Annotated in this window: 24 protein-coding genes; 14 read left to right on the top strand and 10 right to left on the bottom strand. The window is 63.1% G+C overall.

Annotated elements, in window-relative coordinates; translation table 11 throughout:
• Positions 1-25 precede the first annotated feature (25 nt).
• The 5 genes from thiE to ACFVSI_RS17210 all read left to right on the top strand — a co-directional run bounded on the left by thiE (position 26) and on the right by ACFVSI_RS17210 (position 6,203).
• Complete coding sequence (gene thiE / locus ACFVSI_RS17230; RefSeq protein WP_387826241.1) at positions 26-709, top strand: thiamine phosphate synthase; 684 nt, start codon at positions 26-28, stop codon at positions 707-709.
• Positions 710-799: 90 nt separating this feature from the next.
• Positions 800-1,750 (top strand): TM2 domain-containing protein, encoded by a 951-nt coding sequence (locus tag ACFVSI_RS17225; protein ID WP_387826238.1) that lies wholly within the window; start codon positions 800-802, stop codon positions 1,748-1,750.
• A 117-nt stretch (positions 1,751-1,867) separates the two neighbouring features.
• A complete protein-coding gene (locus ACFVSI_RS17220; protein WP_387826235.1) occupies positions 1,868-3,343 on the top strand; it encodes an RNB domain-containing ribonuclease in 1,476 nt (491 codons plus the stop codon).
• Between the two features lie 275 nt (positions 3,344-3,618).
• Positions 3,619-5,310: a DEAD/DEAH box helicase gene (locus ACFVSI_RS17215; RefSeq protein ID WP_387826232.1), complete on the top strand. Its 1,692-nt coding sequence runs from the start codon at positions 3,619-3,621 to the stop codon at positions 5,308-5,310.
• A gap of 8 nt (positions 5,311-5,318) precedes the next feature.
• Positions 5,319-6,203, top strand: a complete 885-nt coding sequence (locus tag ACFVSI_RS17210) for a DNA-methyltransferase (protein ID WP_387826228.1) — start codon at positions 5,319-5,321, stop codon at positions 6,201-6,203.
• 49 nt (positions 6,204-6,252) lie between these two features.
• Here the strand turns inward: ACFVSI_RS17210 and ACFVSI_RS17205 are convergent, their stop codons facing one another.
• Both ACFVSI_RS17205 and ACFVSI_RS17200 read right to left on the bottom strand, forming a co-directional pair.
• On the bottom strand, positions 6,253-6,861 hold the full coding sequence (locus ACFVSI_RS17205; RefSeq protein ID WP_387826225.1) for a MarC family protein: 609 nt from the start codon (positions 6,859-6,861) through the stop codon (positions 6,253-6,255).
• Positions 6,862-6,892: 31 nt separating this feature from the next.
• Positions 6,893-7,738 (bottom strand): PHP domain-containing protein, encoded by an 846-nt coding sequence (locus tag ACFVSI_RS17200; RefSeq protein WP_387826223.1) that lies wholly within the window; start codon positions 7,736-7,738, stop codon positions 6,893-6,895.
• 80 nt (positions 7,739-7,818) lie between these two features.
• Here ACFVSI_RS17200 and ACFVSI_RS17195 point away from each other — a divergent pair, with 80 nt between their 5' ends.
• A complete protein-coding gene (locus tag ACFVSI_RS17195) occupies positions 7,819-9,402 on the top strand; it encodes an aminopeptidase P family protein (protein WP_387826339.1) in 1,584 nt (527 codons plus the stop codon).
• Between the two features lie 80 nt (positions 9,403-9,482).
• Here ACFVSI_RS17195 and ACFVSI_RS17190 read toward each other — a convergent pair whose 3' ends face one another.
• Positions 9,483-10,286: a general stress protein gene (locus ACFVSI_RS17190; protein ID WP_387826220.1), complete on the bottom strand. Its 804-nt coding sequence runs from the start codon at positions 10,284-10,286 to the stop codon at positions 9,483-9,485.
• Between the two features lie 76 nt (positions 10,287-10,362).
• On the opposite strand from ACFVSI_RS17190, the gene ACFVSI_RS17185 reads away from it, so the two are divergent.
• The 3 genes from ACFVSI_RS17185 to ACFVSI_RS17175 are packed head-to-tail and all read left to right on the top strand — an operon-like array spanning position 10,363 to position 13,491.
• The gene (locus ACFVSI_RS17185) at positions 10,363-11,646 is read left to right on the top strand and encodes a magnesium transporter MgtE N-terminal domain-containing protein (RefSeq protein WP_144659714.1); all 1,284 of its coding nucleotides are present in this window, start codon (positions 10,363-10,365) and stop codon (positions 11,644-11,646) included.
• The gene (locus ACFVSI_RS17180; RefSeq protein ID WP_387826216.1) at positions 11,627-12,358 is read left to right on the top strand and encodes a DUF1003 domain-containing protein; all 732 of its coding nucleotides are present in this window, start codon (positions 11,627-11,629) and stop codon (positions 12,356-12,358) included. The genes ACFVSI_RS17185 and ACFVSI_RS17180 overlap by 20 nt, the downstream gene beginning before the upstream one ends.
• 5 nt (positions 12,359-12,363) lie before the next feature.
• Positions 12,364-13,491 (top strand): Mrp/NBP35 family ATP-binding protein, encoded by a 1,128-nt coding sequence (locus ACFVSI_RS17175; RefSeq protein ID WP_387826213.1) that lies wholly within the window; start codon positions 12,364-12,366, stop codon positions 13,489-13,491.
• Between the two features lie 44 nt (positions 13,492-13,535).
• Here ACFVSI_RS17175 and ACFVSI_RS17170 read toward each other — a convergent pair whose 3' ends face one another.
• From ACFVSI_RS17170 to sigE, 3 genes are read right to left on the bottom strand one after another with little or no spacing between them, the layout of a single operon-like run.
• Entirely contained in the window at positions 13,536-13,934 is a 399-nt protein-coding gene (locus ACFVSI_RS17170) for a Sec-independent protein translocase TatB (protein ID WP_387826210.1), read from the bottom strand.
• Positions 13,935-13,965: 31 nt separating this feature from the next.
• Entirely contained in the window at positions 13,966-14,880 is a 915-nt protein-coding gene (locus ACFVSI_RS17165) for a hypothetical protein (protein WP_387826207.1), read from the bottom strand.
• A gap of 7 nt (positions 14,881-14,887) precedes the next feature.
• On the bottom strand, positions 14,888-15,511 hold the full coding sequence (sigE, locus tag ACFVSI_RS17160) for an RNA polymerase sigma factor SigE (RefSeq protein WP_387826205.1): 624 nt from the start codon (positions 15,509-15,511) through the stop codon (positions 14,888-14,890).
• Positions 15,512-15,747: 236 nt separating this feature from the next.
• On the opposite strand from sigE, the gene ACFVSI_RS17155 reads away from it, so the two are divergent.
• Positions 15,748-16,380 (top strand): O-methyltransferase, encoded by a 633-nt coding sequence (locus ACFVSI_RS17155; RefSeq protein ID WP_262275502.1) that lies wholly within the window; start codon positions 15,748-15,750, stop codon positions 16,378-16,380.
• A 70-nt stretch (positions 16,381-16,450) separates the two neighbouring features.
• On the opposite strand, the gene ACFVSI_RS17150 is transcribed toward ACFVSI_RS17155, so the two are convergent.
• The 4 genes from ACFVSI_RS17150 to ACFVSI_RS17135 form a co-directional block, all read right to left on the bottom strand.
• On the bottom strand, positions 16,451-16,618 hold the full coding sequence (locus tag ACFVSI_RS17150) for a DUF3117 domain-containing protein (RefSeq protein ID WP_064721643.1): 168 nt from the start codon (positions 16,616-16,618) through the stop codon (positions 16,451-16,453).
• 227 nt (positions 16,619-16,845) lie between these two features.
• A complete protein-coding gene (locus ACFVSI_RS17145; RefSeq protein WP_387826203.1) occupies positions 16,846-18,021 on the bottom strand; it encodes a hypothetical protein in 1,176 nt (391 codons plus the stop codon).
• A 77-nt stretch (positions 18,022-18,098) separates the two neighbouring features.
• Positions 18,099-18,440, bottom strand: coding sequence for a DivIVA domain-containing protein (locus ACFVSI_RS17140; RefSeq protein WP_387826200.1), 342 nt, complete (start codon positions 18,438-18,440; stop codon positions 18,099-18,101).
• 19 nt (positions 18,441-18,459) lie between these two features.
• The gene (locus ACFVSI_RS17135) at positions 18,460-19,296 is read right to left on the bottom strand and encodes a TIGR00730 family Rossman fold protein (protein ID WP_387826197.1); all 837 of its coding nucleotides are present in this window, start codon (positions 19,294-19,296) and stop codon (positions 18,460-18,462) included.
• Between the two features lie 163 nt (positions 19,297-19,459).
• Here ACFVSI_RS17135 and ACFVSI_RS17130 point away from each other — a divergent pair, with 163 nt between their 5' ends.
• The 4 genes from ACFVSI_RS17130 (at position 19,460) to ACFVSI_RS17115 (ending at position 22,805) form a co-directional block, all read left to right on the top strand.
• Entirely contained in the window at positions 19,460-20,215 is a 756-nt protein-coding gene (locus tag ACFVSI_RS17130) for an amino acid ABC transporter ATP-binding protein (RefSeq protein WP_144659707.1), read from the top strand.
• A gap of 54 nt (positions 20,216-20,269) precedes the next feature.
• A complete protein-coding gene (locus ACFVSI_RS17125) occupies positions 20,270-21,148 on the top strand; it encodes a glutamate ABC transporter substrate-binding protein (protein ID WP_387826193.1) in 879 nt (292 codons plus the stop codon).
• A gap of 92 nt (positions 21,149-21,240) precedes the next feature.
• Positions 21,241-21,891, top strand: a complete 651-nt coding sequence (locus tag ACFVSI_RS17120; protein WP_262275505.1) for an amino acid ABC transporter permease — start codon at positions 21,241-21,243, stop codon at positions 21,889-21,891.
• The gene (locus ACFVSI_RS17115; protein ID WP_262275506.1) at positions 21,888-22,805 is read left to right on the top strand and encodes an amino acid ABC transporter permease; all 918 of its coding nucleotides are present in this window, start codon (positions 21,888-21,890) and stop codon (positions 22,803-22,805) included. The genes ACFVSI_RS17120 and ACFVSI_RS17115 overlap by 4 nt, the downstream gene beginning before the upstream one ends.
• Positions 22,806-22,850: the final 45 nt, after the last annotated feature.

Raw genomic sequence — 22,850 nt, 5'->3', positions numbered from 1 at the left:
GTTTAGAGGAACTAGTGTGGTTTCCATGACCCAGCATGAATCCCTCGCCTCGGCCCGCCTCTACCTGTGCACTGACGCGCGCAAACGCCAAGGCGATTTTGAAGACTTTGTCGATGCAGCCTTCCGGGGCGGAGTGGACATCATCCAACTCCGCGACAAGACGATCGAAGCTGCTGAGGAATTGGAATTGCTGACCGTCCTGCGCAGCGTTGCCGAACGCCATGGACGGCTCTGGGCAGTCAACGACCGGGCCGATATTGCCAGTGTTTCCGGGGCTCCTGTGTTCCATGTGGGGCAAAAGGATCTGCCCCTGGAGGTCGCCCGTACCTTCCTGCCCCACCCTGCCGTCATTGGCCTGTCCACCCACACTCCCGAGCAAGTGAACGCGGCCATCACCTCCTCGCCCAGCGACCCGGGTCTGGACTACTTCTGTGTTGGCCCGGTATGGGCAACGCCCACCAAGCCCGGCCGCGACGCCGTGGGAACCGGCTTGGTCACATATGCCGCAGAAGCGATCAAGCGCGCTGAAGAGACCACAGGCGGGGCCGTTGATTTGCCCTGGTTCGCGATCGGTGGAATCGACCTTGGCAACGTAGAAGAGGTACTCGCAGCCGGCGCCGGCCGCATCGTCGTCGTCCGCGCCATTACCGAGGCGGAAGACCCGACGGCGGCAGCGAAGTCGCTGCTCGAAGCCCTCGACGCCGCTTAGCGGCAACCCCGCGGGCCACGCTGCCCGACGGCCGGTCCCCGCCGGTCCGCCATCCAAAACCTCGCACCCGCACCACTGAAGGAAGTCCACGTGAGTTACCCGAATTACCCGCCCGCGCCCGATAACGGACAAGGAGCGGGTGTTCCTCCGGTCCCCAACGCACCTGCCCCTTATGGCAGCCCCTATCAAGGTGGGCCCTACTCCGGCTATCAACCCACGCCGGGTTCGGGTTCTTACGGCCCTCCGGGCGGCGATGGAACGGCAAAGTCGTTCGTGGTCACCTGGATCCTCTCCTTGCTCCTGGGCGGACTGGGTGTCGACCGGTTCTACCTGGGCAAGATCGGCACCGGCATAGCCAAGCTCCTGACCGCCGGCGGGTTCGGCATCTGGTCGATCGTGGACCTCATCATCACGTTGACAGGTAATGCCCGTGACAAGCAGGGCCGGCCTTTGGTTGGCTACCCGGAGAACAAGAAGAAGGCATGGATCATCACCATCGTGGTGTGGCTCGCCGGCATGATCATCGGCATCATTTCCACGGTGCTGTCCTTGGCGCTGGTCTCTGCAGGGATCCAAGGGCAGAAGGCAGCTGAACCGGCCCGCCCATCGGCGTCCCAGGAAGGTCCCCTCCCCTCGCCCGGCACCGCCAGCGATGCGAATTCCTTCACGGTGACGGTGTCCAGTGGCGACACTGTGAAGGTGGGCATTGTGGACACCCTTTACACCCCGGAAATTTCGGCCATGCCCTACCTGGAGCCAGCCAATGGAGGGTTCCTGCTGATGGAGGTTTCCTGGCAGACTGCCACGGGAACCAGCTACGCATCAGCCACAAACTTCGAGGCCTACGATGCTGACGGCAAAGAGGGCGAGCTGCTCTTCCTGGAGGAAAAAATGGGGACCTTCCCCTGGGGGGACGTACCGACCGGGAAGACTGTGCAGGGAGTCATAGGCTTTGACATCAAGAAGGGCCCGACCACCATCGTGGTAAACGACCTCGACGGTCAAAAGGCAGCGAGCTTTACGCTGACCCCGGCAGGCTAGCCTTCCACAGCACAGCACGCTGGATCCGGTAATAAGCCCGCAGTCGCTTGGCGGCTGCGGGCTTTTGCCTGGTGGGCGTCCAAGACTATCGGCCTGTTTCGGGCTACGCTGATTTTCGTGTCACATCACCGGATAGCGCCCAACGTCGACGATTCATCGGACCAGCTCGCAGCAGCCCTCGCGGCCCTGAGGACGGAGCTTGAACTGCCCGGCGAGTACCCCGTTGAGGCCGTGCAGGAGGCGCGTGACGCCGTCGAATCCCTCCGCCTGCCCGAGCGGGACCTCAGGCAGGTCACCTTCGTGACCATTGACCCCGCCACGTCCACGGACCTTGACCAAGCGCTGTACATCGAGCGTGCCGGCGAAGGGTACAAAGTCCTTTACGCGATCGCCGATGTTCCGTCCTTCGTGGCACCCGGCGGGGCCCTGGATTCGGAAACGCGGCACCGGGGTCAAACACTCTACGCGCCAGACGGGCGCATTCCTTTGCACCCGGAGATCATCAGCGAAAACGCCGGGAGCTTGCTGGCGGACCAGGACTGCGGGGCTTTCGTCTGGGACTTCGACTTGGACGCGAAGGCGGAGGTAGTGAACGTTTCCGTTGCGCGGGCAACCGTTCGAAGCCGCGCCAAACTGAGCTACGCCGGCGCGCAGCAACAGATCGACGACGGAACTGCACTGCCCGTACTTCAGCTCCTCAAGGAAGTTGGACTTAAGAGGGTCGAGCTGGAGCGGCTTCGTGGCGGGGCCAGCCTCAACATGCCCGAGCAGGAAATCGTCCAGGTGACCGATGGCGGGTACAGGATCGTCGCGGCGCCGTCCTTGCCGGTGGAGGACTGGAATGCACAAATCTCCCTCATGACGGGGATGGCAGCGGCACAACTGATGCTGGACGGGAAGATCGGCATCCTGCGGACCATGCCTGCCCCTGACGAGAGGTCGCTGCAGCACTTCAAGCGGCAGACGGCAGCGCTGGGCAAGCCGTGGGACGGCAAGGTCACCTACGGCGAGTATCTACGGACGCTGGACGCCTCCGATCCGAAGCAACTGGCCATTTTGCACTCGGCCGGAACATTGTTCCGTGGCGCTGGCTATACCCCTTTTGACGGCGAAGTGCCGGAAACCGTGACCCAGGCAGCCATCGGCGCCCCCTATGCCCACACCACAGCTCCGCTGCGGCGGCTCATTGACCGCTTTGTCCTGGTGATTTGCGAAGCGCTGTGCAACAACAAGGAGATCCCCCGTTGGGCACGCGAGGCCCTGCCCTCCCTGCCCGAGATCATGGGTTCCTCGGATCAGTTGGCCGGGCGATTGGAACGTGCGGCCTTGGACACGGTGGAGGCAGCGCTGGCAGCAGGCCATGTGGGCCAGGAGTTCGATGCCGTTGTCATCTCCGGTTCCAAGCCATCCAACGGAAACGGCAATAACGGCAACGGCAATGGCAACGGCGGCCCCTACGGCGTGGTCCAGATCGCCGAACCCGCGGTCACGGCACGGTGTGACGGCGAACTGGAGTCAGGTACCAAGGTCAGAGTACGCCTCGTAAAGGCGGAAATTGCCACCCGGGAGATCCGGTTCGAGCTTCTCGGCTGACGCGCTTCAGCCACCGATCCGGGCTTTATGGCTCCCAGAGGATAGACTGGGCCTGTAGTAATGGATGCCCGGTCGTTGATTCAGTTAATTTTTGAACTCAACAAGCCCGCCCCTACGCGATCTTGAGATGTACCAACTGGTCACCAGTGCCAGTACTTAGATAGCCCGCGATCGGCTTCCACTGGAATTGCTTGCGCGCCCGTTCTGCTCCGGTACGGCTATGCCATCCCGTTGAGCATGCAGCGCCAATGCCTAAATGAATAAGGAAACTCCCTGTGAGTGAATTGCACACCCATGAAGTCCTGACGGACTCCACCGGAACCGAGACCATCGAACCCGAGGAAACGATCACCTCGGACGAGACGCCCCACGAGATCGAAGAAAAGTCGTTCGCCGACTACAACGTCCGCGCGGACATCGTTGAGTCCCTGGCCGACGCCGGAATCACGCACCCCTTCCCGATCCAGGCCATGACTCTGCCCGTTGCCCTGAGCGGCCACGACATCATCGGCCAAGCCAAGACGGGCACCGGCAAGACGCTGGGCTTCGGCATTCCTGCCCTGCAGCGCGTTATCGGCAGGGAGGACGCCGGCTACGAGAAGCTGGCCGTCCCCGGGGCCCCGCAGGCCCTGGTGATCGTCCCCACCCGCGAACTTGCCGTGCAGGTTGCAAACGACCTCCAGGCTGCGTCCCGGAAGCGCAACGCCCGCATTGCCACCATCTACGGCGGCCGCGCCTACGAGCCCCAGATCGAAGCGCTGCAGAAGGGTGTTGAGATCGTGGTCGGCACCCCTGGCCGTTTGATCGACCTCTACAAGCAGAAGCACCTGAGCCTGAAGAACGTCAAGATGGTGGTCCTGGACGAAGCCGACGAGATGCTGGATCTCGGCTTCCTTCCCGACGTCGAAACCCTGATTGCCGGTACTCCCGCGGTACGCCAGACCCTCCTGTTCTCGGCCACCATGCCTGGACCGGTCATCGCCATGGCACGCCGCTACATGACGCAGCCTACCCACATCCGGGCCGCCGACCCGAACGATGAGGGCCTTACCAAGCGCGACATCCGCCAGCTCATCTACCGTGCGCACAGCATGGACAAGACTGAAGTTGTGGCCCGCATCCTCCAGGCAAAGGGCCGCGGACGCACTGTCATCTTCACCAAGACCAAGCGCACTGCAGCCAAGGTCGCCGAAGAATTGGTGGACCGTGGCTTCGCCGCCGCCGCCATCCACGGCGATCTGGGCCAGGGCGCCCGCGAGCAGGCCCTGCGGGCTTTCCGCAACAACAAGGTGGACGTTCTGGTGGCAACCGATGTCGCCGCCCGCGGTATCGACGTCGAGGACGTCACCCACGTCATCAACTACCAGTGTGTCGAGGACGAGAAGATCTACCTGCACCGTGTTGGCCGTACCGGTCGTGCAGGCAATAAGGGCACCGCCGTGACTTTCGTTGACTGGGACGATGTCCCTCGCTGGGCCCTGATCAACAAGGCTCTTGGCCTCAACGTTCCGGAACCTGTGGAGACCTACTCCTCCTCGCCGCACCTCTTCACCGACCTCGACATCCCCGAGGGCACCAAGGGCCGTCTGCCCCGCAATAAGCGCGTCCTCGCCGGCGTCGACGCCGAGGTGCTGGAGGACCTGGGCGAGACCGGGAAGAAGAACGCACGTTCGGGCGGTTCCGGCCGTGACGGCAAGCGCGACGGCGGCCGTGGCCGCAGGTCCGGCGACTCCAAGTCAGGCGACTCGCGCGAAAGCAAGGGCGACGGCGGCCGCAACCGCACCCGTCGTCGTCGTACGTCTGAGGGTGAAGCAGCTCCGGCTGCAGGTGCGTCCGAAGCCCGCACGGCAACCGCCGACAACGCTGAGAAGCCCGCACGGACGCGTCGCACCCGTACGCGTCGCCGCAATGGCGAAGTTGTTTCCGGTGAGTCGGCTGCTGCCCAGCCAGGCAACACCGAGGCCTAATACCTTCAATGGCTGAAACTGTTTGGGCGCCGGACGGCGGCAACATGGTGGTGCACGCGGATAACGCGGAATTCCTTCCAACGCTGCCGGACGGCGCCTTCACACTCATCTACGTGGACCCTCCCTTCAACACGGGCCGCGTGCAGCGGCGCCAAGAGACCCGCATGGTCCGCAACGCCGACGGCGACGGCGACCGCGTCGGCTTCAAAGGCCGCTCCTACGACACCATCAAGGGCGCCCTGCACAGTTACGACGACGCCTTCAGCGACTACTGGTCCTTCCTAGAGCCCAAGCTCGTGGAAGCCTGGCGGCTGTTGGCAGACGACGGCACACTTTACCTGCACCTGGACTACCGTGAGGTCCACTATGCCAAGGTGATGCTGGACGCGATCTTCGGCAGGGAGTGCTTCCTCAACGAGATCATCTGGGCCTATGACTACGGCGCCCGGGCCAAGAACCGGTGGCCGACCAAGCACGACAACATCCTTGTCTACGTCAAGAACCCGACCAAGTACCACTTCGACAACGAGGAAGTGGACCGGGAACCGTACATGGCCCCGGGCCTGGTGACACCGGCCAAACGCGAGCGCGGAAAGCTGCCGACGGACGTCTGGTGGCACACCATCGTCTCCCCCACTGGACGGGAAAAGACAGGCTACCCCACCCAAAAACCTGAAGGACTGGTGCGAAGGATCGTCTCCGCGTCAAGCCGCAAGGACGACTGGTGCCTGGACTTCTTCGCCGGCTCCGGGACCCTGGGCGCCGTGGCCGCGAAGCTGGGCCGCCGATTTGTGTGTGTCGACCAGAATGAGCAGGCCATCGAGGTCATGCGGAAACGCCTGGGCGCCAAGGCAGTGTTCCACGAGCTGCTGCCCGCCGGCCCGCAGGTCTGACACAGCAGCCCTGCGCCTGCTGTCTGCCGCTGTGCAGGCAACTGCCTGCCTAGGCAGCGCCCTTCACGAACGCCGTCACCGAGTCTGCAATCATCTGCACCGCAATGGCCGACAACAGCAACCCTGCGATCCTGGTGACCAGTTCCACGCCGTTCTCACCGAGGACGCGTTGGACCACGCCTGCGAAGCGCATCGCCAGGTAGAGCGAGGCAAGGACCACCGCGATGCCGGTCCCTACGGCGAGGTAGTCGGACAGTTCGGTGGACTGCTGCACGAACACCATCACCGCCACAATCGCACCGGGGCCCGCCATGAGCGGCGTCCCCAGGGGCACAAAGGCGACGTTCTTGTACTTGGCAGCGTTTTCTTCGCCGCTGGTGTTGCCTGTCAGCAACTGCAAGGCGATGAGTACCAGTAGCAACCCGCCCGCTCCTTGCAAGGCAGCCAACGAGATGTGCATGTAGTTCAGGATCGATTGGCCGAAGATGGCAAACAACACAATCACGCCGGTGGCAACCAGGAGCGCCTGGAAGGCTGAACGGTTCCTGTCCTTCGCCGACAACTGAGCCGTCAGGGACATGAAAATCGGCACCGTTCCCGGCGGATCCATGATGACGAACAGGGTAACGACCACCGATGCCAGCAGCTGCAGGTCCATCAGTGGGCCCCTTTCACCGGGCAGGCCCCTGTCATCGGACCACCGTGCTGCCCGTTGCCAACTCTTCGATCCGCGCCAAGACCTCCGGCGAAGTCAGGTTCTCACCCAACTGGTTCGGTTTGCCGGTCCCGTGGTAGTCGGAGGATCCTGTCGTCAACAGACCGTGTTCGGCGGCCAGCGCCCGCAGGAACCTCCGCCCCTCTTCAGGGTTGTCCCGGTGTTCGACCTCCACGCCCAACAGGCCGGCATCAATCATGTCCTGATAGGTGGCCTCCCCTACGGTGCGACCCCTGGACGACGCCACCGGATGGGCGAAGACAGGAACGCCTCCCGCCGCCCGGACCAGCTCGACGGCGAGGGCGGGGTCGGGTGCGTAGTGCTGCACGAAGTACCGCGAGTGCGAAGTCAGGATGGTGGTGAAAGCCTCCGTGCGGTCAGCCACGACACCCGCTGCCACCAAGGCATCCGCGATGTGGGGCCGTCCGACGGTGGCGCCTGGGGCTACGTGGTGGATGACGTCATCCCACGTCAGCGGATAATCCTCGGACAACAACGTCACCATGTGCTCCGCCCGTGTCAGGCGGGCATCCTTGGACTTCGTGATTTCTTCAAGCAGTCCCGCATGGCTGGGATCGTGGAGGTAGCTAAGGAGATGGACGCTGATCCCCTTGTCCGTCCGACAGGAGATCTCCATGCCGGGGACAAACGCAATGCCATGTTCCCTGGCCGCGGCGGCCGCCGGTTCCCAACCATCCGTTGAGTCGTGGTCGGTCAAGGCAACGGCGTCCAGCCCCGCGGCCACGGCGGAAACAATCACGCCGGCCGGTGTCTCAGTCCCGTCGGAAACATTCGAGTGCGCATGCAGGTCTATCCTCACTTTCCCAGCCTATGGGATGCATGCCCGCTTGGCCGGTTGCGCCGTTGGCCTCCTCAGGGAAGTGGTGGGACGATGTAACGGTGAACGATGCCGAAAACACCCAAAACCTGGACTCCTCCAATTCCCAGCCGCTGCAGGAGCGCGTCAACAACCGCTCACAGAGGCCCACGTCTGATGCCTTCAAGGCATTCATGGCCAGCAACTGGGCTCCCGCCCCGCAGGTGACCCCTGCCCGGGACGCCGTTGCAGACCACGCCGCACGCCGCCGTCGTACCATCTCCGAACTGTTCAAGGGCGAACGGCTTGTTATCCCGGCCGGGCCGCTGAAGGTCCGCTCGAACGACTGTGACTACCGTTTCCGCCCCCACTCCGGTTTCGCCCACCTGACCGGCCTGGGCGTGGACCACGAGCCCGACGCTGTCCTGATCCTTGAGCCGGTAGCTGAAGGAAAGGGCGACGACGGCGGCCACCACACTGCCACGCTCTACTTCCGTCCTCTGGCCGGCCGCGATACGGAACAGTTCTACGCCGATTCCCGGGCCGGCGAGTTCTGGATTGGCGCCCGTCCGACGCTGGCTGAATTCGAAGCCCGTTTGGGACTGCCCACCGCGCACATCGCCGAGCTGGAAATGGCCATCACCAAGAACGTTGGTGCCCCGGAAATCGGTGGTATCTCCATCCGCCTGGTCCGCAAGGTCGATGAAAACATCGACGCACTGGTCGATACTGCCCGCTACAACACGGCCAAGGATCCCGAAAACCTGGACCTCGGCGAACTCGATGCCTTGGACGAGAAGCTCAGCGAAGCCCTCTCCGAGCTGCGCCTGATCAAGGACGAATGGGAAATCGAGCAGATGAAGATCGCGGTGGCTGCCACCGTTGAAGGCTTCGCCGACGTTGTCCGCGCCCTTCCCCGCGCTCTGACGCACCCCCGCGGCGAGCGTGTTGTCGAAGGTGCCTTCTTCGCAAGGGCCCGTGAAGAAGGCAACGAGCTCGGCTACGACACCATCGCAGCCGCCGGCAACAACGCAACTGTCCTGCACTGGACCCGCAACTCTGGAACTGTCAACGCCGGGGAGCTTCTCCTCCTCGACGCCGGCGTGGAGGCCGACTCCCTTTACACTGCCGACGTCACCCGGACGCTGCCGGCAACAGGTGCCTTCACCGACGTCCAACGCAAGGTCTACGAGGCAGTACTCGACGCCGCCGACGCCGGTTTCGCCGCCGCCCAGCCCGGCGTTAAGTTCCGCGACATCCACACTGCGGCAACAACGGTCCTTGCCGAGCGCCTGGCCGAGTGGGGCCTGCTGCCCGTCTCCGTCGAGGAAGCCATCAGCCCCGAAGGCCAGCAGCACCGGCGCTGGATGCCGCACGGCACCAGCCACCACCTGGGCCTGGACGTCCACGACTGTGCCCAGGCCAAGCGTGAGCTCTACCTCGACGGAGTCCTCACCGAGGGCATGGTCTTCACTATCGAACCCGGCCTGTACTTCAAGGACGAGGACGTGGCGATCCCGGAGGAATACCGCGGCATCGGTGTCCGGATCGAGGACGACATCCTGATGACCGCCGACGGTCCCGTCAACCTCAGCGCCGCCCTGCCGCGAAAGGCGGACGACGTCGAGTCCTGGATGGCGGGGATCTACCAGGACGCCCAGGGCTAAGCTGCCCTCTCAGGCAGGGCCATCACGACAGCAAAAAGGGAAGGCCACCGGTGATCCGGTGGCCTTCCCTTTTTACGGCGCTACTGCTTGGGCGAGCCGTCAGAACCGGCTTGTTGGGTATCGTCCTGCGGAGCGTCGGCTTGTCCCTCCGTCACCCGCACACCGTACTGCGGACGGCCATCGGGCAGGTCCGGGTAACGGACGGCTGCCGGAGTCGGGTTCTGCACGGGGTGCTGGGCAGCGGGAGTGTCCTGGCTGTTGGCCGTGTCCTGGCCGGATTGGGGACCGCGTTGACCGTAGGGGTCATTCCACGTGGTGGGGCGCTCGGGGGCTTGGCCCGGTTGCTGGAAAGGCTGGTTCTGCGGGGCGTAGCTGCTCTGGTGTGCCTGCGACGGGTTCATCGGCAGCTGCTGGAGCAGCCGCCGTGCCTCATGCGACGCTTCCCGGGCCACAATGACGTCATAGTTCGTGGCCACCACCTGGCTGGTGGAGGTGAAGTCGCGCTTGCCGCGCTGGGTGGCGTAGGTAACGATGCCGAAGAGCATGAAGAATGCCGCACCCATCAGCACCGAGGTGATGATGGAGAACGGGCCGCCCGCAGGGGTGAAGAAGGAGAGCATGACGCCGACAAAGAGGCCGAACCACATGCCGCTCAGAGCTCCCGACAAGGCCACCCTCGGGTAGCTCAAGCGGCCTGTGACCCGCTCCACCATTTTGAGGTCGTTGCCAACGATGGACACCAGCTGAACCGGGAACTGCTGGTCAGCGAGATAGTCCACCGCCTTCTGGGCATCCAAATAAGAGGTGTATGAGCCCACGGTGTCGCCTTGGGGCACGCTGCGGGATTCCTCGATAGCTTTGGGACCACCAAAAATGTTAGACATAGCCCCATTGTGGCCCATGGACATGTGAAGCGGCTGGAATTCAGCTAAAAGAGAGCAGACTCGGTAGCCTGTAAACATGAGCACACATCCTTCTCGCGTCTTTGTGGCGCGCCTTCTGGGCTTGGACGTCTTCGACCCCTTGGGCGATCGTCTTGGCCGGTTGCGGGACGTCGTGGTGCTCTCCCGCGGGACCCGTGGCGCACCGCATGTCGTCGGCATCGTCGTCGAAGTCCCTGGCAAGAAACGCGTCTTCGTTCCCATGACCCGGATCACCTCCATCGACCAGACGCAGATCATCTGCACGGGCCTGGTCAACCTGCGCCGCTTCGAACAGCGCGGCGCGGAGACGTTGGTGGTGGCGGAGATGTTCGACCGTCGCGTCACGCTGGCCGATGGCAGTGGAGACGCCACCATTGAAGACATCGCGATGGACCAGCACCGCTCCAAGGACTGGTTCGTCAGCAAGCTGTTTGTGCGACGCGGACATTCCTTGTCCCCCTTGAGCAGGCTCCGGCGCAACGAGACCCTGATCATCGACTGGGCCGACGCCCAAACCGGAGGCCACAACGAGCCCCAGGCGGCCACCCAGTTCGTTGCCACCCACGAGGACCTCAAGCCTGCAGACTTCGCTGAAGCCCTGCAGGAAATGAGCGACAAGCGCCGCTTTGAGGTAGCCAGCGAGCTTCAGGACGAGCGGCTGGCCGACGTCCTCCAGGAGCTTCCGGAGGATGACCAGGTCACCATCCTTTCCGCACTGGATGTCGAACGCGCCGCCGACGTCCTTGAGGAGATGGACCCGGACGACGCCGCCGACCTCCTCGCTGAGCTCCCTTCCGCGCAGGCAGAGGAACTCCTGCAGTTGATGGAGCCCCAGGAAGCCGAAGACGTACGCCGCCTCCTCGAATATGACGAGGACACTGCCGGTGGTTTGATGACCCCGGTCCCGGTCATCCTGCCGCCCGAGGCCACGGTTGCCGAAGCGCTGGCCCACGTCCGCCGCGAGGAACTCTCGCCGGCCCTGGCGTCATCTATTTTCATTGCCCGCCCTCCCCTGGAAACGCCCACCGGGCGCTTCCTGGGCGTCGTGCACATACAACAGCTGCTTCGGTTCCCTCCACCGGAACCCTTGGGCAACCTCGTGGACAAAAACCTGGAACCTGTCTCGGATCAGGCCCACATCAGCGAGGTGGCCCGCACCCTGGCTACGTACAACCTGAACTCGCTTCCAGTCGTGGACGACGACGGCCGCCTCGTGGGGGCGGTGACTGTTGATGACGTGCTGGATCACCTGTTGCCGGATGACTGGCGCGCCCACGAGGACGACGCCCCAATAAGGAAGCTTGGAGGCCGCATTGGCTGAGAACAACGCCACCCGACCCACCAGGAACGCGTCACGCCAGGGCAGCAGTCTCGATACGCCACTGAGTGGGCGTCAACGGATCCTCCCCAAGTTCTCACCCAACCCGGACGCTTTCGGCAACGCAACCGAGGGTTTCGCCCGCTTCATGGGAACGCCGCAGTTCCTTGTCTACATGACCGTTTTCTGTGTGTTCTGGCTTGCATGGAATACGTTCGCGCCCACGGAGTGGCAGTTCGACCGCATGGAGCTGGGCTTCACGCTCTTGACGTTGATGCTGTCCCTGCAGGCTTCCTACGCGGCTCCCCTGCTGCTGCTCGCCCAGAACCGCCAGGACGACCGCGACCGCGTCTCGCTGCAGCAGGACCGCCAGCGTGCTGAACGGAACCTTTCCGACACCGAGTACCTGACCCGGGAACTGGCTTCGCTTCGCATTGCCCTCCGCGAAGTCGCCACCCGTGACTATGTCCGTGCTGAACTGCGCAGCCTGCTGGAAGACATCATCGATGCCCAGGAAGAACTCCGCGACACCGAAAGCTCCTCGGATGCAGCGGAATCGCCCGGCGAGAAGGTCAAAGAGAAACTGAAGGAGAAGCGGGACAAATCCCGGGGTCCGCGCACGCAGCAAATCCCCAAAGTGCGTCCGCCCCGTTCCTCAGGTCCGCAACACTCCACCGCCAAGCCTTCCCCTGACACCCCTGAAAGCCGGTCCTGAACCTTATGAGCACCGCTACTGTCGAGGCACTGCAAGCTGCCCTGGCAACGGTAATTGATCCCGAACTCCGCCGCCCCATCACGGAACTGGGCATGGTGGAATCGGTGTCCGTCGATGACAACGGCAAGGCCCATCTTGCCGTTCTGCTGACCATAGCGGGTTGTCCGCTGCGTGAGACCATCACCCAGGATGCCACGGAAGCCCTGATGAGGGTGAACGGCGTCACAAGCGTCGACGTCGAATTGAAGGTCATGACACCCGCCCAGCGGGAGGCCCTGAAGGAACAACTCAGGGGGCCGGGCGGACAAAGGGGCATTCCTTTCACCAAGCCCGGTTCACTGACCAAGGTCTACGCGGTCGCCAGTGGAAAGGGCGGTGTAGGCAAGTCCTCGGTTACAGTCAACCTCGCTACTGCCTTGGCTGCCCAAGGACTCAGGGTGGGCATCGTTGACGCCGATGTGCACGGTTTTTCCGTGCCGGCACTGATGGGCATCACCCAGAAGCCGACCCAGGTGGATGACATGATCCTGCCCCCTGTGGCCTACGGGGTGAAAGTCATCTCCATTGGCATGTTCGTTGCAGGAAACCAGCCGGTTGCCTGGCGTGGCCCCATGCTGCACCGCGCCTTGGAACAGTTCCTCACCGATGTCTACTTCGGCGATCTCGACGCCCTCTTCCTCGACCTGCCTCCAGGCACTGGCGACATCGCGATCTCCGTGGCCCAACTGCTGCCCAATGCCGAGATCCTGGTGGTCACTACGCCGCAGGCGGCAGCCGCCGATGTCGCCGAACGTGCGGGAACGATTGCCACGCAAACCGGCCAGAAGGTGGCTGGCGTGATAGAGAACATGTCGTTCCTGGAAATGCCCGACGGCGATCGCATGGAACTGTTTGGAAGCGGCGGCGGTGCCATCCTGGCTGAACGGTTGAGCGCCGCCGTTGGCAGCGACGTTCCGCTGCTGGGGCAGATCCCCCTGGACATCCGGCTGCGCGAGGGAGGCGATGCGGGAACGCCTGTGGTGCTGGCAGCTCCCGACTCCGCTGGGGCCAAGGCCATGGCAGGGATAGCGGCAACCTTGGCCTCACGGCCGCGGGGACTATCGGGGTTGTCGCTGGGCATCGAGCCCCGCTAAGGCTTGCTGACACCCTTCAGCAGAGAGCCGGGCCGGGCAGCGGCTTAGGTAGCTTCGGTGTCGAAGGGAGCGGCTTCGCCCTCGGCAAGCCGTTCAATGACCCGCGCAGGCGGCTTCGGCTTGGCTTCGGCAGCTGCAACCGCGGCGGTGGCCGCCACGGCCGGAGCCCCTGCGCTGACTGGCTTGGTGTCATCATCCAGGAGGGCGTCCTTGATGATGCGCCGGGGATCGTACTGCCGGGGGTCGTATTTCTTCCAGTCGACTTCATCGATGTCGATGCCGACTTCTTCTTTGATCTGTTCGCGGGCGCCGGAAGCCATACGGCGCACTTCCTTGACCAAATTGGCGAGCTTTTGAGTGTATTCGGGCAAACGGCTGGGACCGATGACGAGTACGCCGATAATCAGAAGGAGTATGAACTCCGGGCCGTTGATTCCAAGCACGCTACGAAGATTACCTTGTCTGTGGTGCCGCTCATAAACCAGCGGGGCGAAGAAGGGTCTGAAGGCCGCGGAGCAGCCTGAGGTACCAGGCATCGGATCCCGGGGCGCCTGCATAGCCCGCCAAGGACTCGCCCGCCCGGACTATTTCCGGAACGGCGTCATCTGCAGTCTCAGCGGGGAGATCGGACGCGTACGTGATCACGGCCGCTGGCGTCGAGTAGACAGCCTTCCATGGGCTTCCCTGGGTTACGGAGAGCCGTGCCGGAGTCGACGCCCCAGAAGAGTTCTCCCCGCCAGTACGGTGTTCCTCCACGATGGTGGCGAAGTGGCCGTTCCTTTCCAGTTGAAGCTCTACAGCCGGATGGTCATCAACCATCCTGGCGTGGGCGGAAACAACCTTGAAACCCGCTCCGGCCAGCTCGGGACAGGCCCACCCTTCTACCCTGAGTGCGTCCAGCTGGGCGGCACTCAAGTTAATGGTGCTGCCGGTCTGGAAAGCAGGTGCAACCGCGGACTCCGATGGCCCGCCCGTCCAGGCACCGGCGAGGAGTCCGGCGTCGTTGGTCTGCACGAAAGCCTGTGGCTCGTCCTCCCCTGCCACGATGTAAGCCGAACCGGCAAGGGCGCCGGCCGACACCACCAAGGTGCTTGCGGCGACGGCAGTGATCCGCAGCCCGCGCCGGATTCCGTTCCGGGACGGCGGGGCTTCCCATGGCTGGGGGGAATGGTTGGCAAGGCGTTCGGTGTGCTGAAGCAACCTTGCGGTGAGGTCCTCGCTGGCTTCAGGCACGGCTGCGCCGCGCAGGCGTTCAATGTACTGCCGCTCCTGGCGCAGCAAAGTACGGCACTTATCGCACACCTGCACATGCTCCGGGTTCCGGGAATGGCGCAGCGAAGCCAACTTACGCCGGGACAAAGATTCCGGGCGATCAGGACGTCGGGGCATTGACGACCTAAAGGATACTGGCGATGCGGGGCATCTTCAGGCGCGGTTTGCGGGCCTCCACCGGACGCGGGTCGCGGTGGGCCAGTTTCTCGCGCAGCATGGTGCGACCACGGTGGATACGGGACCTGACGGTCCCGAGCTTTACGCCCAGTGCCTCCGCGACTTCGTCATAGGACAGTCCCTCGAGATCGCACAGCACGACGGCGGCGCGGAAGTCGGGCGGGAGCTCCTCCAGGGCGCGCTGGACGTCGAGGTCGAGGTTGTTGTGCTCAAAGCTCTGCTCAGGACCGGGCTCACGGCCGGGCAGGCGGGACTCTGCATCCTCGGCCAGCGCGTCAAAGCGAATGCGGCTCTTTCGGCGGGCCTGGTCCAGGAACAAGTTGGTAGTGATGCGGTGCAACCAGCCGTCCAGTGTTCCCGGCTTGAAGTTCTCCAGGGAGCGGAAGACCCGGACGAAGACCTCCTGGGTGAGGTCCTCGGCGTCGAACTTGTTGCCGGTCAGGCGGTAGGCGAGGCGGTATACCTTGGCGGAGTGGTTGGACACCACTTCCTCCCAGCTGGGCATGACCCAGTCGGTGGCGGCCTCAGGGCCTTCTGATGCAAGGACTGGCGCAGCATGGGATGCCGGCATCGTCCACTCCCCTCAAACTGTGGTTCACCGTTAATTCGGTGCCGCCCACCTCGTGGATGACCGGAGCAATATCATCCCAAGTTTGTCTGGGAATTACCTGACTGGACATCGTTTTTCGTGCACGGCTGAAAAGCGGCTCTGACACAGAACGGGAGCCACTCCCCAACAGCCGGTTTACCGGGGCGGACACAGTAGTCTGGTACAAACACCCCTACCCGCGGAAAGCGAATCCCTTCATGAGTGCCGACAAGTCAAGCAGCTGGTCCTACGCAGAAGATCTGCCGGCTGAGGATGACGTGATGTTGCGCGCCCGCGAGCGTTCGTTCGAGCTGGGCGTGACACCCATCAGCCCCGGTGTTGGCGCGGTCTTGACGGTGCTCGCAGCGGCGTCCAAGGCACAGACTGTGGTGGAGGTTGGTTCCGGAGCCGGAGTTTCGGGTGTCTGCCTGCTGCGCGGACTCGGGCCCCAGGCTGTCCTGACGACCATCGATGTTGACGTCGAGCACCTCAAGGCGGCCCGGGAGGCCTTCCTCGAATCGGGCAGCCCAGCCAACCGCACCCGCACCATCTCAGGTCGCGCGGCAGATGTCCTCCCGAGGCTGACCGACGCGGCGTATGACCTCGTCTTCATCGATGCCGACAAGCCGAACTTTCCCAAATACGTGGAGCAGGCCATCCGCCTGCTGAAGTCCGGGGGCACGCTGGTCATCAACGATGCATTGGACAAGGATCGGGTTTCCAACCCGGCAGCGCGCGACTCCACCACCGTGGTGCTGCGCCAGATCGGCAAGGCCATCCGCGACGACGAACGGCTCGCCTCGGCCATGTTGCCCACCGGGGACGGCCTTTTGGTGGCCGTCAAGAAATAGGCGCCCGCCGCCGTCGTGAGTTAAACAAAGAAGCAGGGCGCCGGCTGATGCCGGGCCCTGCTTTGTAACTCTATTCCGTCACACCTACGAGGCATTCCTTGAGGTTTTCCGCTTCGGCGGCATTGAGCTCGACCACAAGCCGGCCTCCACCTTCGAGCGGCACACGCATAATGAGGCTGCGTCCCTCTTTGGTAACTTCCATAGGGCCGTCGCCAGTACGTGGTTTCATAGCCGCCATTAGGAAAATCCCCTCCATTTGTCCCAAGTCACGCCAACCCGGCCGGGCTGGTTCCGCGTCGCAATTGCAGCCGGCGGCACTGCTTGGAGGCCGCCATGGCCGGGCACTGTTAGGTGCTTTGTCCCTGCTCTTGGGTCCATTATCCCGTACTTACCCGCCCGTAGCGAAATCAGCGGCCCGTTTGTGCGGGCTTTGTACAAATTGGCGGCGACGGACAAAGGTGCACGTCAGGGCGGATAGTCGCCGCCTCCTGGCAACTGGGCCCACGCCCACAGCCACACAACCCAGACAATCTGGAGGAGGACAAACATCACTACGACGGTCCCCCGGTACGCCTTGGACTTTGACAAGGCCGCAGCACCGAGCGCCAAGGGGAACAGCGGCAGGAGCATCCGGAAGGTACTGGTCTGCGGGTGCAGGAACACCAGGAGGTAGCCCATGTAGCAGGCGCACCAGAGCCTCAGTTCCGGCCCGAGCCTCTTTACCGGAGCGGACACCATCACCAGCACGAAAAGTGCGGTGAAGACAAACGGAGCCAGGACACCGAGCACCGGGCCGAACAACATCCGGCCGGTATCGAACCACGGCTTGAAAGGCACCAGGTCATGTCCACGCCAAGCGGTCTCGGTCCGCGTATAGGCGGTCGGATCGCCCGTCACTGCCCAAGCGATGGCGGGCCAGGCGAGGGCTCCGATTCCGGTTGCCACCACCAACGCCCCAAGGGATACCAGGCTCCGGGTGGACATGGTTTCAGTTGTTGATGGGCGCCTGAACCTTTCCCAGAGGCGCCAGAGCAGCAGCAAACCGACCATGGCCGCGAAAGGTACCCCGGTGGGCCTGGACAGGCACATCACCAGGACTACGGGAATAGCTGTCAGGTACCGTCGCCTGACCACCAAGAGGAGTGATGCGGCCAGCAGCAGCAAGTTCAGGGACTCGGCGTAGGGGACCTGGAGGATCGGCGACACCGGGAACGTGGAAACGAAAACGACGCCCCAGATGGCTGTGCGCTTGCCTGCGAATTCGCGGAAGAGTTTGTAGATCACCAAGGCCGCGCCCAAGCCTGCCACCATTGCGATGACAGTAAGGGCTTGCAAGGTGCCCAGGCCCGTCATGGCAGCGACACCCCGCCCCAGCAGCGGGAACAGGGCGTAGAAGGCCCAGGCGTTCTCCTTGACCACGCCGTTTGCGTCCACCGGCAGGACTGATGGGTAACCGCTATCGGCAGCTTGCTGGTACCAGCGGCCATCCCAGATGGTGATGAAGTTCCAGTAATCGGGAGCCGGCGGGAACCATGGGTTGGTGCCCTGTTGGAGCGCCGCTGCCATGAAGATGCAAGCACTGACCAGGCGGGCGGCGACAAAGATCAGTGATACTTGCAGCCACCAAGGCCATATGGCCATTCGTGATCCGGCAGCCGCCACGGCCCGGGAAAGCCGGGCCGCAGCTCCTTCGCCGTGTCTGACCGGAGCCTGGACGGTCACTGTGGGGTCCGGCCGGTTTCGTCGCCCCCGGACTTTTGCTCCGCCAACGCCCCCAGCCTCGCGATTTCAAGGTCCTTGGCCCGCAGCTGGTCCCGGAGCTCATCGAGCACTTGGTCCACCTGATCCATCCGGTAGCCGCGGAGCCCCAGCGCAAAACGCACGGAGTCGACGTCGGACGGCCGCGCCTCGGCCGGCAGCAGCACCGGGGGCAGGTTGGGAAGGGGGTCGTCAAGACCCGCTCCCAACGTGCGCCCCCGGACTACACCGGCGCCGAAAAACAGCACCGCGCCAACCAGGACAATTGCGAGAAATACCAGAAAGAAGCTCACAGTGTCCATGGTGCCAGAAACACGCCTGCTACTCCGGGCGTTGCTCACCTGTCGGTGTCGGAAGCGGAGCCCCGTGCAGCACCCGGTGGACGGCGTCTGCCGGGTCATCCACCAGCTGGATCAGATCGAGGTCCTTTTCGGAGACCATGCCCTCCGCCACCAGAGTTTCCCGGATCCACTCGATCATTGGGCCCCAGAAACGGACGCCCAGGAGAACGATGGGGAACGAGGTCACCTTTCGGGTCTGGACCAGGACCATGGCTTCGAAGAGCTCGTCAAGGGTTCCAAGTCCGCCCGGCAGCACCACAAATCCTTGCGCGTACTTGACGAACATGGTTTTGCGGGCGAAGAAGTACCTGAAGTTGATGCCAAGGTCCACCCATTGGTTGAGCCCCTGTTCGAACGGCAGCTCGATTCCCAGCCCCACGGAAACCCCATTGCCTTCGACGGCGCCTTTGTTCGCTGCTTCCATGGAGCCCGGTCCGCCGCCGGTAATGACCGCAACACCGGACTCTGCCAGTTTGCGGCCTACCTCTACGGCCATCTCGTAGTATTCGGTCCCCGGCTTGGTGCGGGCGGAACCGAAGACGCTGACGGCGGGGCCGAGGTCGGCCAGCGCCCCGAACCCTTCCACGAACTCGCTTTGGATCCGGAGGACTCGCCAGGGATCCGTGTGGATGAACTGCCCGGCACCGCTGGTATCCAGCAAATGCTGGTCCGACATTCCCGTATCTGCCTGTTTGCGTCGAAGCTCCAAGGAGCCCTTGTGCTTGGCGGGCGCGATCTCCGAAGGCAGGGGTACGTGGGTGGTCCTGCCGTTGCCGTTGGCATCCGGGTTGGGAATTGAGTGCTGGCTGATGCTCATTGCCCAAGGCTAGCGCCTCCTGGCGCCGGCTCCATCGCAGCGACCCGCTTCTTGCATTGCAGTCTGGTATATGCCTGGGGAGCAGGTTTCTGTTCAGTCACGATCTTCACGAAGTTGCCGTGACCGTGGTCATATTTGCTTCGTTGTTCGCTAGATTCTTCGTATGACTACTCAAGCGTCCGGCGATGCCCTCGTCTCCCTGAATGGCGTCAACAAGCACTACGGTCAACTGCACGTCCTCAAGGACATCAACCTCCAGGTTCGGAAGGGTGAAGTCGTGGTAGTTATCGGACCTTCCGGTTCCGGTAAGTCCACCCTGTGCCGTGCGATCAACCGTTTGGAAACGATCGACGACGGCGACATCGCCATCGACGGGAAGAAGCTTCCCGAAGAAGGCAAGGATCTTGCCCACCTGCGGGCCGACGTCGGAATGGTCTTCCAGTCCTTCAACCTGTTTGCCCACAAGACGATTCTTGAGAACGTCACCCTCGGGCCCATCAAGGTCAAGAAGGTAGCCAAGGGAACCGCGGACAAGGAAGCCATGGCGCTCCTTGAGCGTGTCGGCGTCGGACATCAGGCTCCGAAGCTTCCCGCACAGCTCTCCGGCGGACAGCAGCAGCGCGTGGCGATTGCCCGCGCCCTTGCCATGAAGCCCAAGGTGATGCTGTTCGACGAGCCCACGTCCGCGTTGGACCCGGAAATGATCAACGAAGTCCTGGACGTCATGATCCAGCTGGCCAAAGAAGGCATGACCATGATCGTGGTAACCCACGAGATGGGCTTTGCCCGCAAGGCTGCTGACCGTGTGGTGTTCATGGCCGACGGACAGATCGTGGAGGACGCGAGCCCGGAGGAGTTCTTCACCAACCCGAAGAGCGACCGTGCCAAGGACTTCTTGTCCAAGCTTTTGACCCACTAGCTCCTTACCGCCCGCATCCCGGCCGTAAGGCGGCCATCCAATGAAAGGAACATCATGAAGTCTCTTATTACCCGGAGGAAGTCACTCCTGGTGGCCGCTTCTGCTGCTCTTGCCCTGTCGCTGAGCGCATGTGGTGGCGGCGGAAGCTCCACCACTCCCCCCGTTGCTTCCGCGAGCTTCGAAGCCGGCACCACCATGGCGAAGCTGAGCGAGGCCAAGACGATCAAGATTGGTACCAAGTTCGACCAGCCGCTCTTTGGACAGAAGGGCCTGGACGGCAAGCCGGTCGGTTTCGACGTTGAAATCGGCAAGGCCATCGCCGCCAAGCTGGGCATCGCTGCCGACAAGATTGAATGGGTGGAGACCGTCTCCCAGAACCGCGAGTCCTTCATCGAGCAGGGCCGTGTAGACCTGGTCATCGCCACCTACACCATCAACGACGCCCGCAAGGAAAAGGTCTCCTTCGCAGGCCCGTACTACGAAGCAGGCCAGGCATTGCTGGTGAACAAGGACGATAACTCCATCACCAAGCCCGAAGACGTCAAGGGCAAGAAGGTGTGCTCCGTGACCGGCTCTACCCCGGCCAAGACCATTGCCGAGAAGTACGGCGCCGAGGTCGTTCCGGCCGCCACGTACACCGCCTGCCTGGAGCCGCTGCGCAACAAGCAGGTTGTCGCCGTGACCACCGACAACGTCATCCTCGCCGGCTACGTCGACAAGGAACCGGACGCCTTCAAGCTCGCCTCGGACCAGACATTCACCAAGGAGCCCTACGGCATCGGCCTGAAGAAGGACGACACCGTCTTCCGCAACTGGATCAACGACCAGCTTGAGGGATTCGCCAAGGACGGCACGTACAAGAAGGCATGGGAAGCCACCGCAGGCAAGGTCATCAAGACCGCTCCTGAACTTCCTGCGATCAACCGCTACTAGTCGGGACCCATCAACTGCCGCCGCCCACCCGGACGGCGGCAGTTGATGAATCCAGGACCCTGTTCCCTGATTAGCTGCAGCCAAAGGAAGCCATGGACGCCGTCATAGCAAGCCTCCCCGAATACTGGGACGGATTTCTCCGAACCCTTTATCTCTCCGTAATTTCAGGAATCATTGCCCTCGTTGTCGGCACACTCCTGGCGGCCATGAGGGTCTCCCCCGTGGCAGCACTCCGCGGCTTCAGCATGTTCTATGTTGAAGTAGCCCGTAACACCCCCCTGACTATCATTTTCTTCTTCGCAGCCATCGTTCTCCCCCGGCTGGGCGTCAAATTCGAACAGTTCGAAGTGGCCGCCATCATCGCCCTGAGCAGCTACACCGCCGCCTTCATCGCTGAAGCAGTCCGTTCCGGCGTCAACAGCGTCCCCGTTGGCCAGGCCGAAGCTGCCCGCAGCGTCGGGATGACCTTCACCCAGGTCCTGGGCTTCATCGTCCTGCCCCAGGCCGTCCGGACGGTGGTCCCGCCGTTGATCAACATCCTGATCGCTTTGGTCAAGAACTCCTCGGTAGCCGGCGCGTTCTTCGTCCTGGAGCTCTTCGGCTACGGTCGCCAGCTCTCGAATGACTACGGCAACCAGGTCCTCTGGATCCTTCTTGGGGTGGCATTCTTCTACCTCCTCATCACGGTTCCCCTTGGCCTCCTGGCGCACTTTGTCGAACGAAAGGTGGCGATTGCCCGATGACCTCGGTCCTGTACGACGTCCCCGGGCCCAAGGCCCGCCTTTACTCGCTCATTGGTTCCGCTGCCGGAATCCTGATCATCCTCGGCGTCCTGGCCATTGCCGTGATGACCCTGGCCCAGCAAGGCATCTTCGACGCCGACCGCTGGGAAATCTTCTACGGCCCCATGGCTCCGGATGTCTGGAACCTGATTGGCCAAGGAATCCTCTCCACCCTTGCTGCTGCTGCTGTGGCGGCGATCATCGCCTTCCCGCTGGGAATCGGCCTTTGCCTGCTGCGCATCTCGCTGATTCCGTGGGTCCGCATTCCTACCCAGGTGGTGCTTGAGTTCCTCCGCGGCATGCCCGTGGTCCTCATGATGTTGTTCGTCCTGTTGGTTTTCGCCACGGGGCAGTTCCAGGCAGTCGTGGTTGGCCTGGTGCTCTACAACGCCGCCATCTTCGCGGAGATCCTCCGCGCCGGTATCCAGTCGCTGCCCAAGGGACAGCGCGAAGCCGGGCTGGCCATCGGTCTGCGCAGCTTCCAGTCCCGGATGTCCATCGAATTCCCGCAGGCAGTCCGGCGCATGCTTCCCTCGCTGGTGGCCCAGCTGGTTGTACTCCTGAAGGACACCTCGCTCGGCTACATCGTGGGCTACGAGGAACTGCTGAGGAAGATCCAGATCATGGCCGACTTCCTCGGGCCGAACTTCCTGTTCCCGGCGTTCTTCGTCGGTGCTGCGATCTACATCCTGATCAACCTGACGGTTTCCCGCATCGCGATCCTGATCGAACGCCGCGGCTCCAAGAAGGCTGCCGGAGGCGTGGCATCGGCCACTATCCGCACAGGCCTTGAGGGCACCGGCAATGATCCAGTTGCCCAAAATGTGGTTCTGGGTCCGGACCACCGGGACGCTTCCGGCACCGACAAGAAGTAAGTCGACCCATAGAGAAGGGCCCCCCCCCACAAATTCTGGGGGGCG

Source organism: Paenarthrobacter sp. NPDC057981 (assembly GCF_042886835.1).
In the GTDB taxonomy this organism is placed as follows: domain Bacteria; phylum Actinomycetota; class Actinomycetes; order Actinomycetales; family Micrococcaceae; genus Arthrobacter.
Note: the sequence above shows the minus strand (reverse complement) of the source record. Positions and strands in the feature narration are given on the sequence as shown.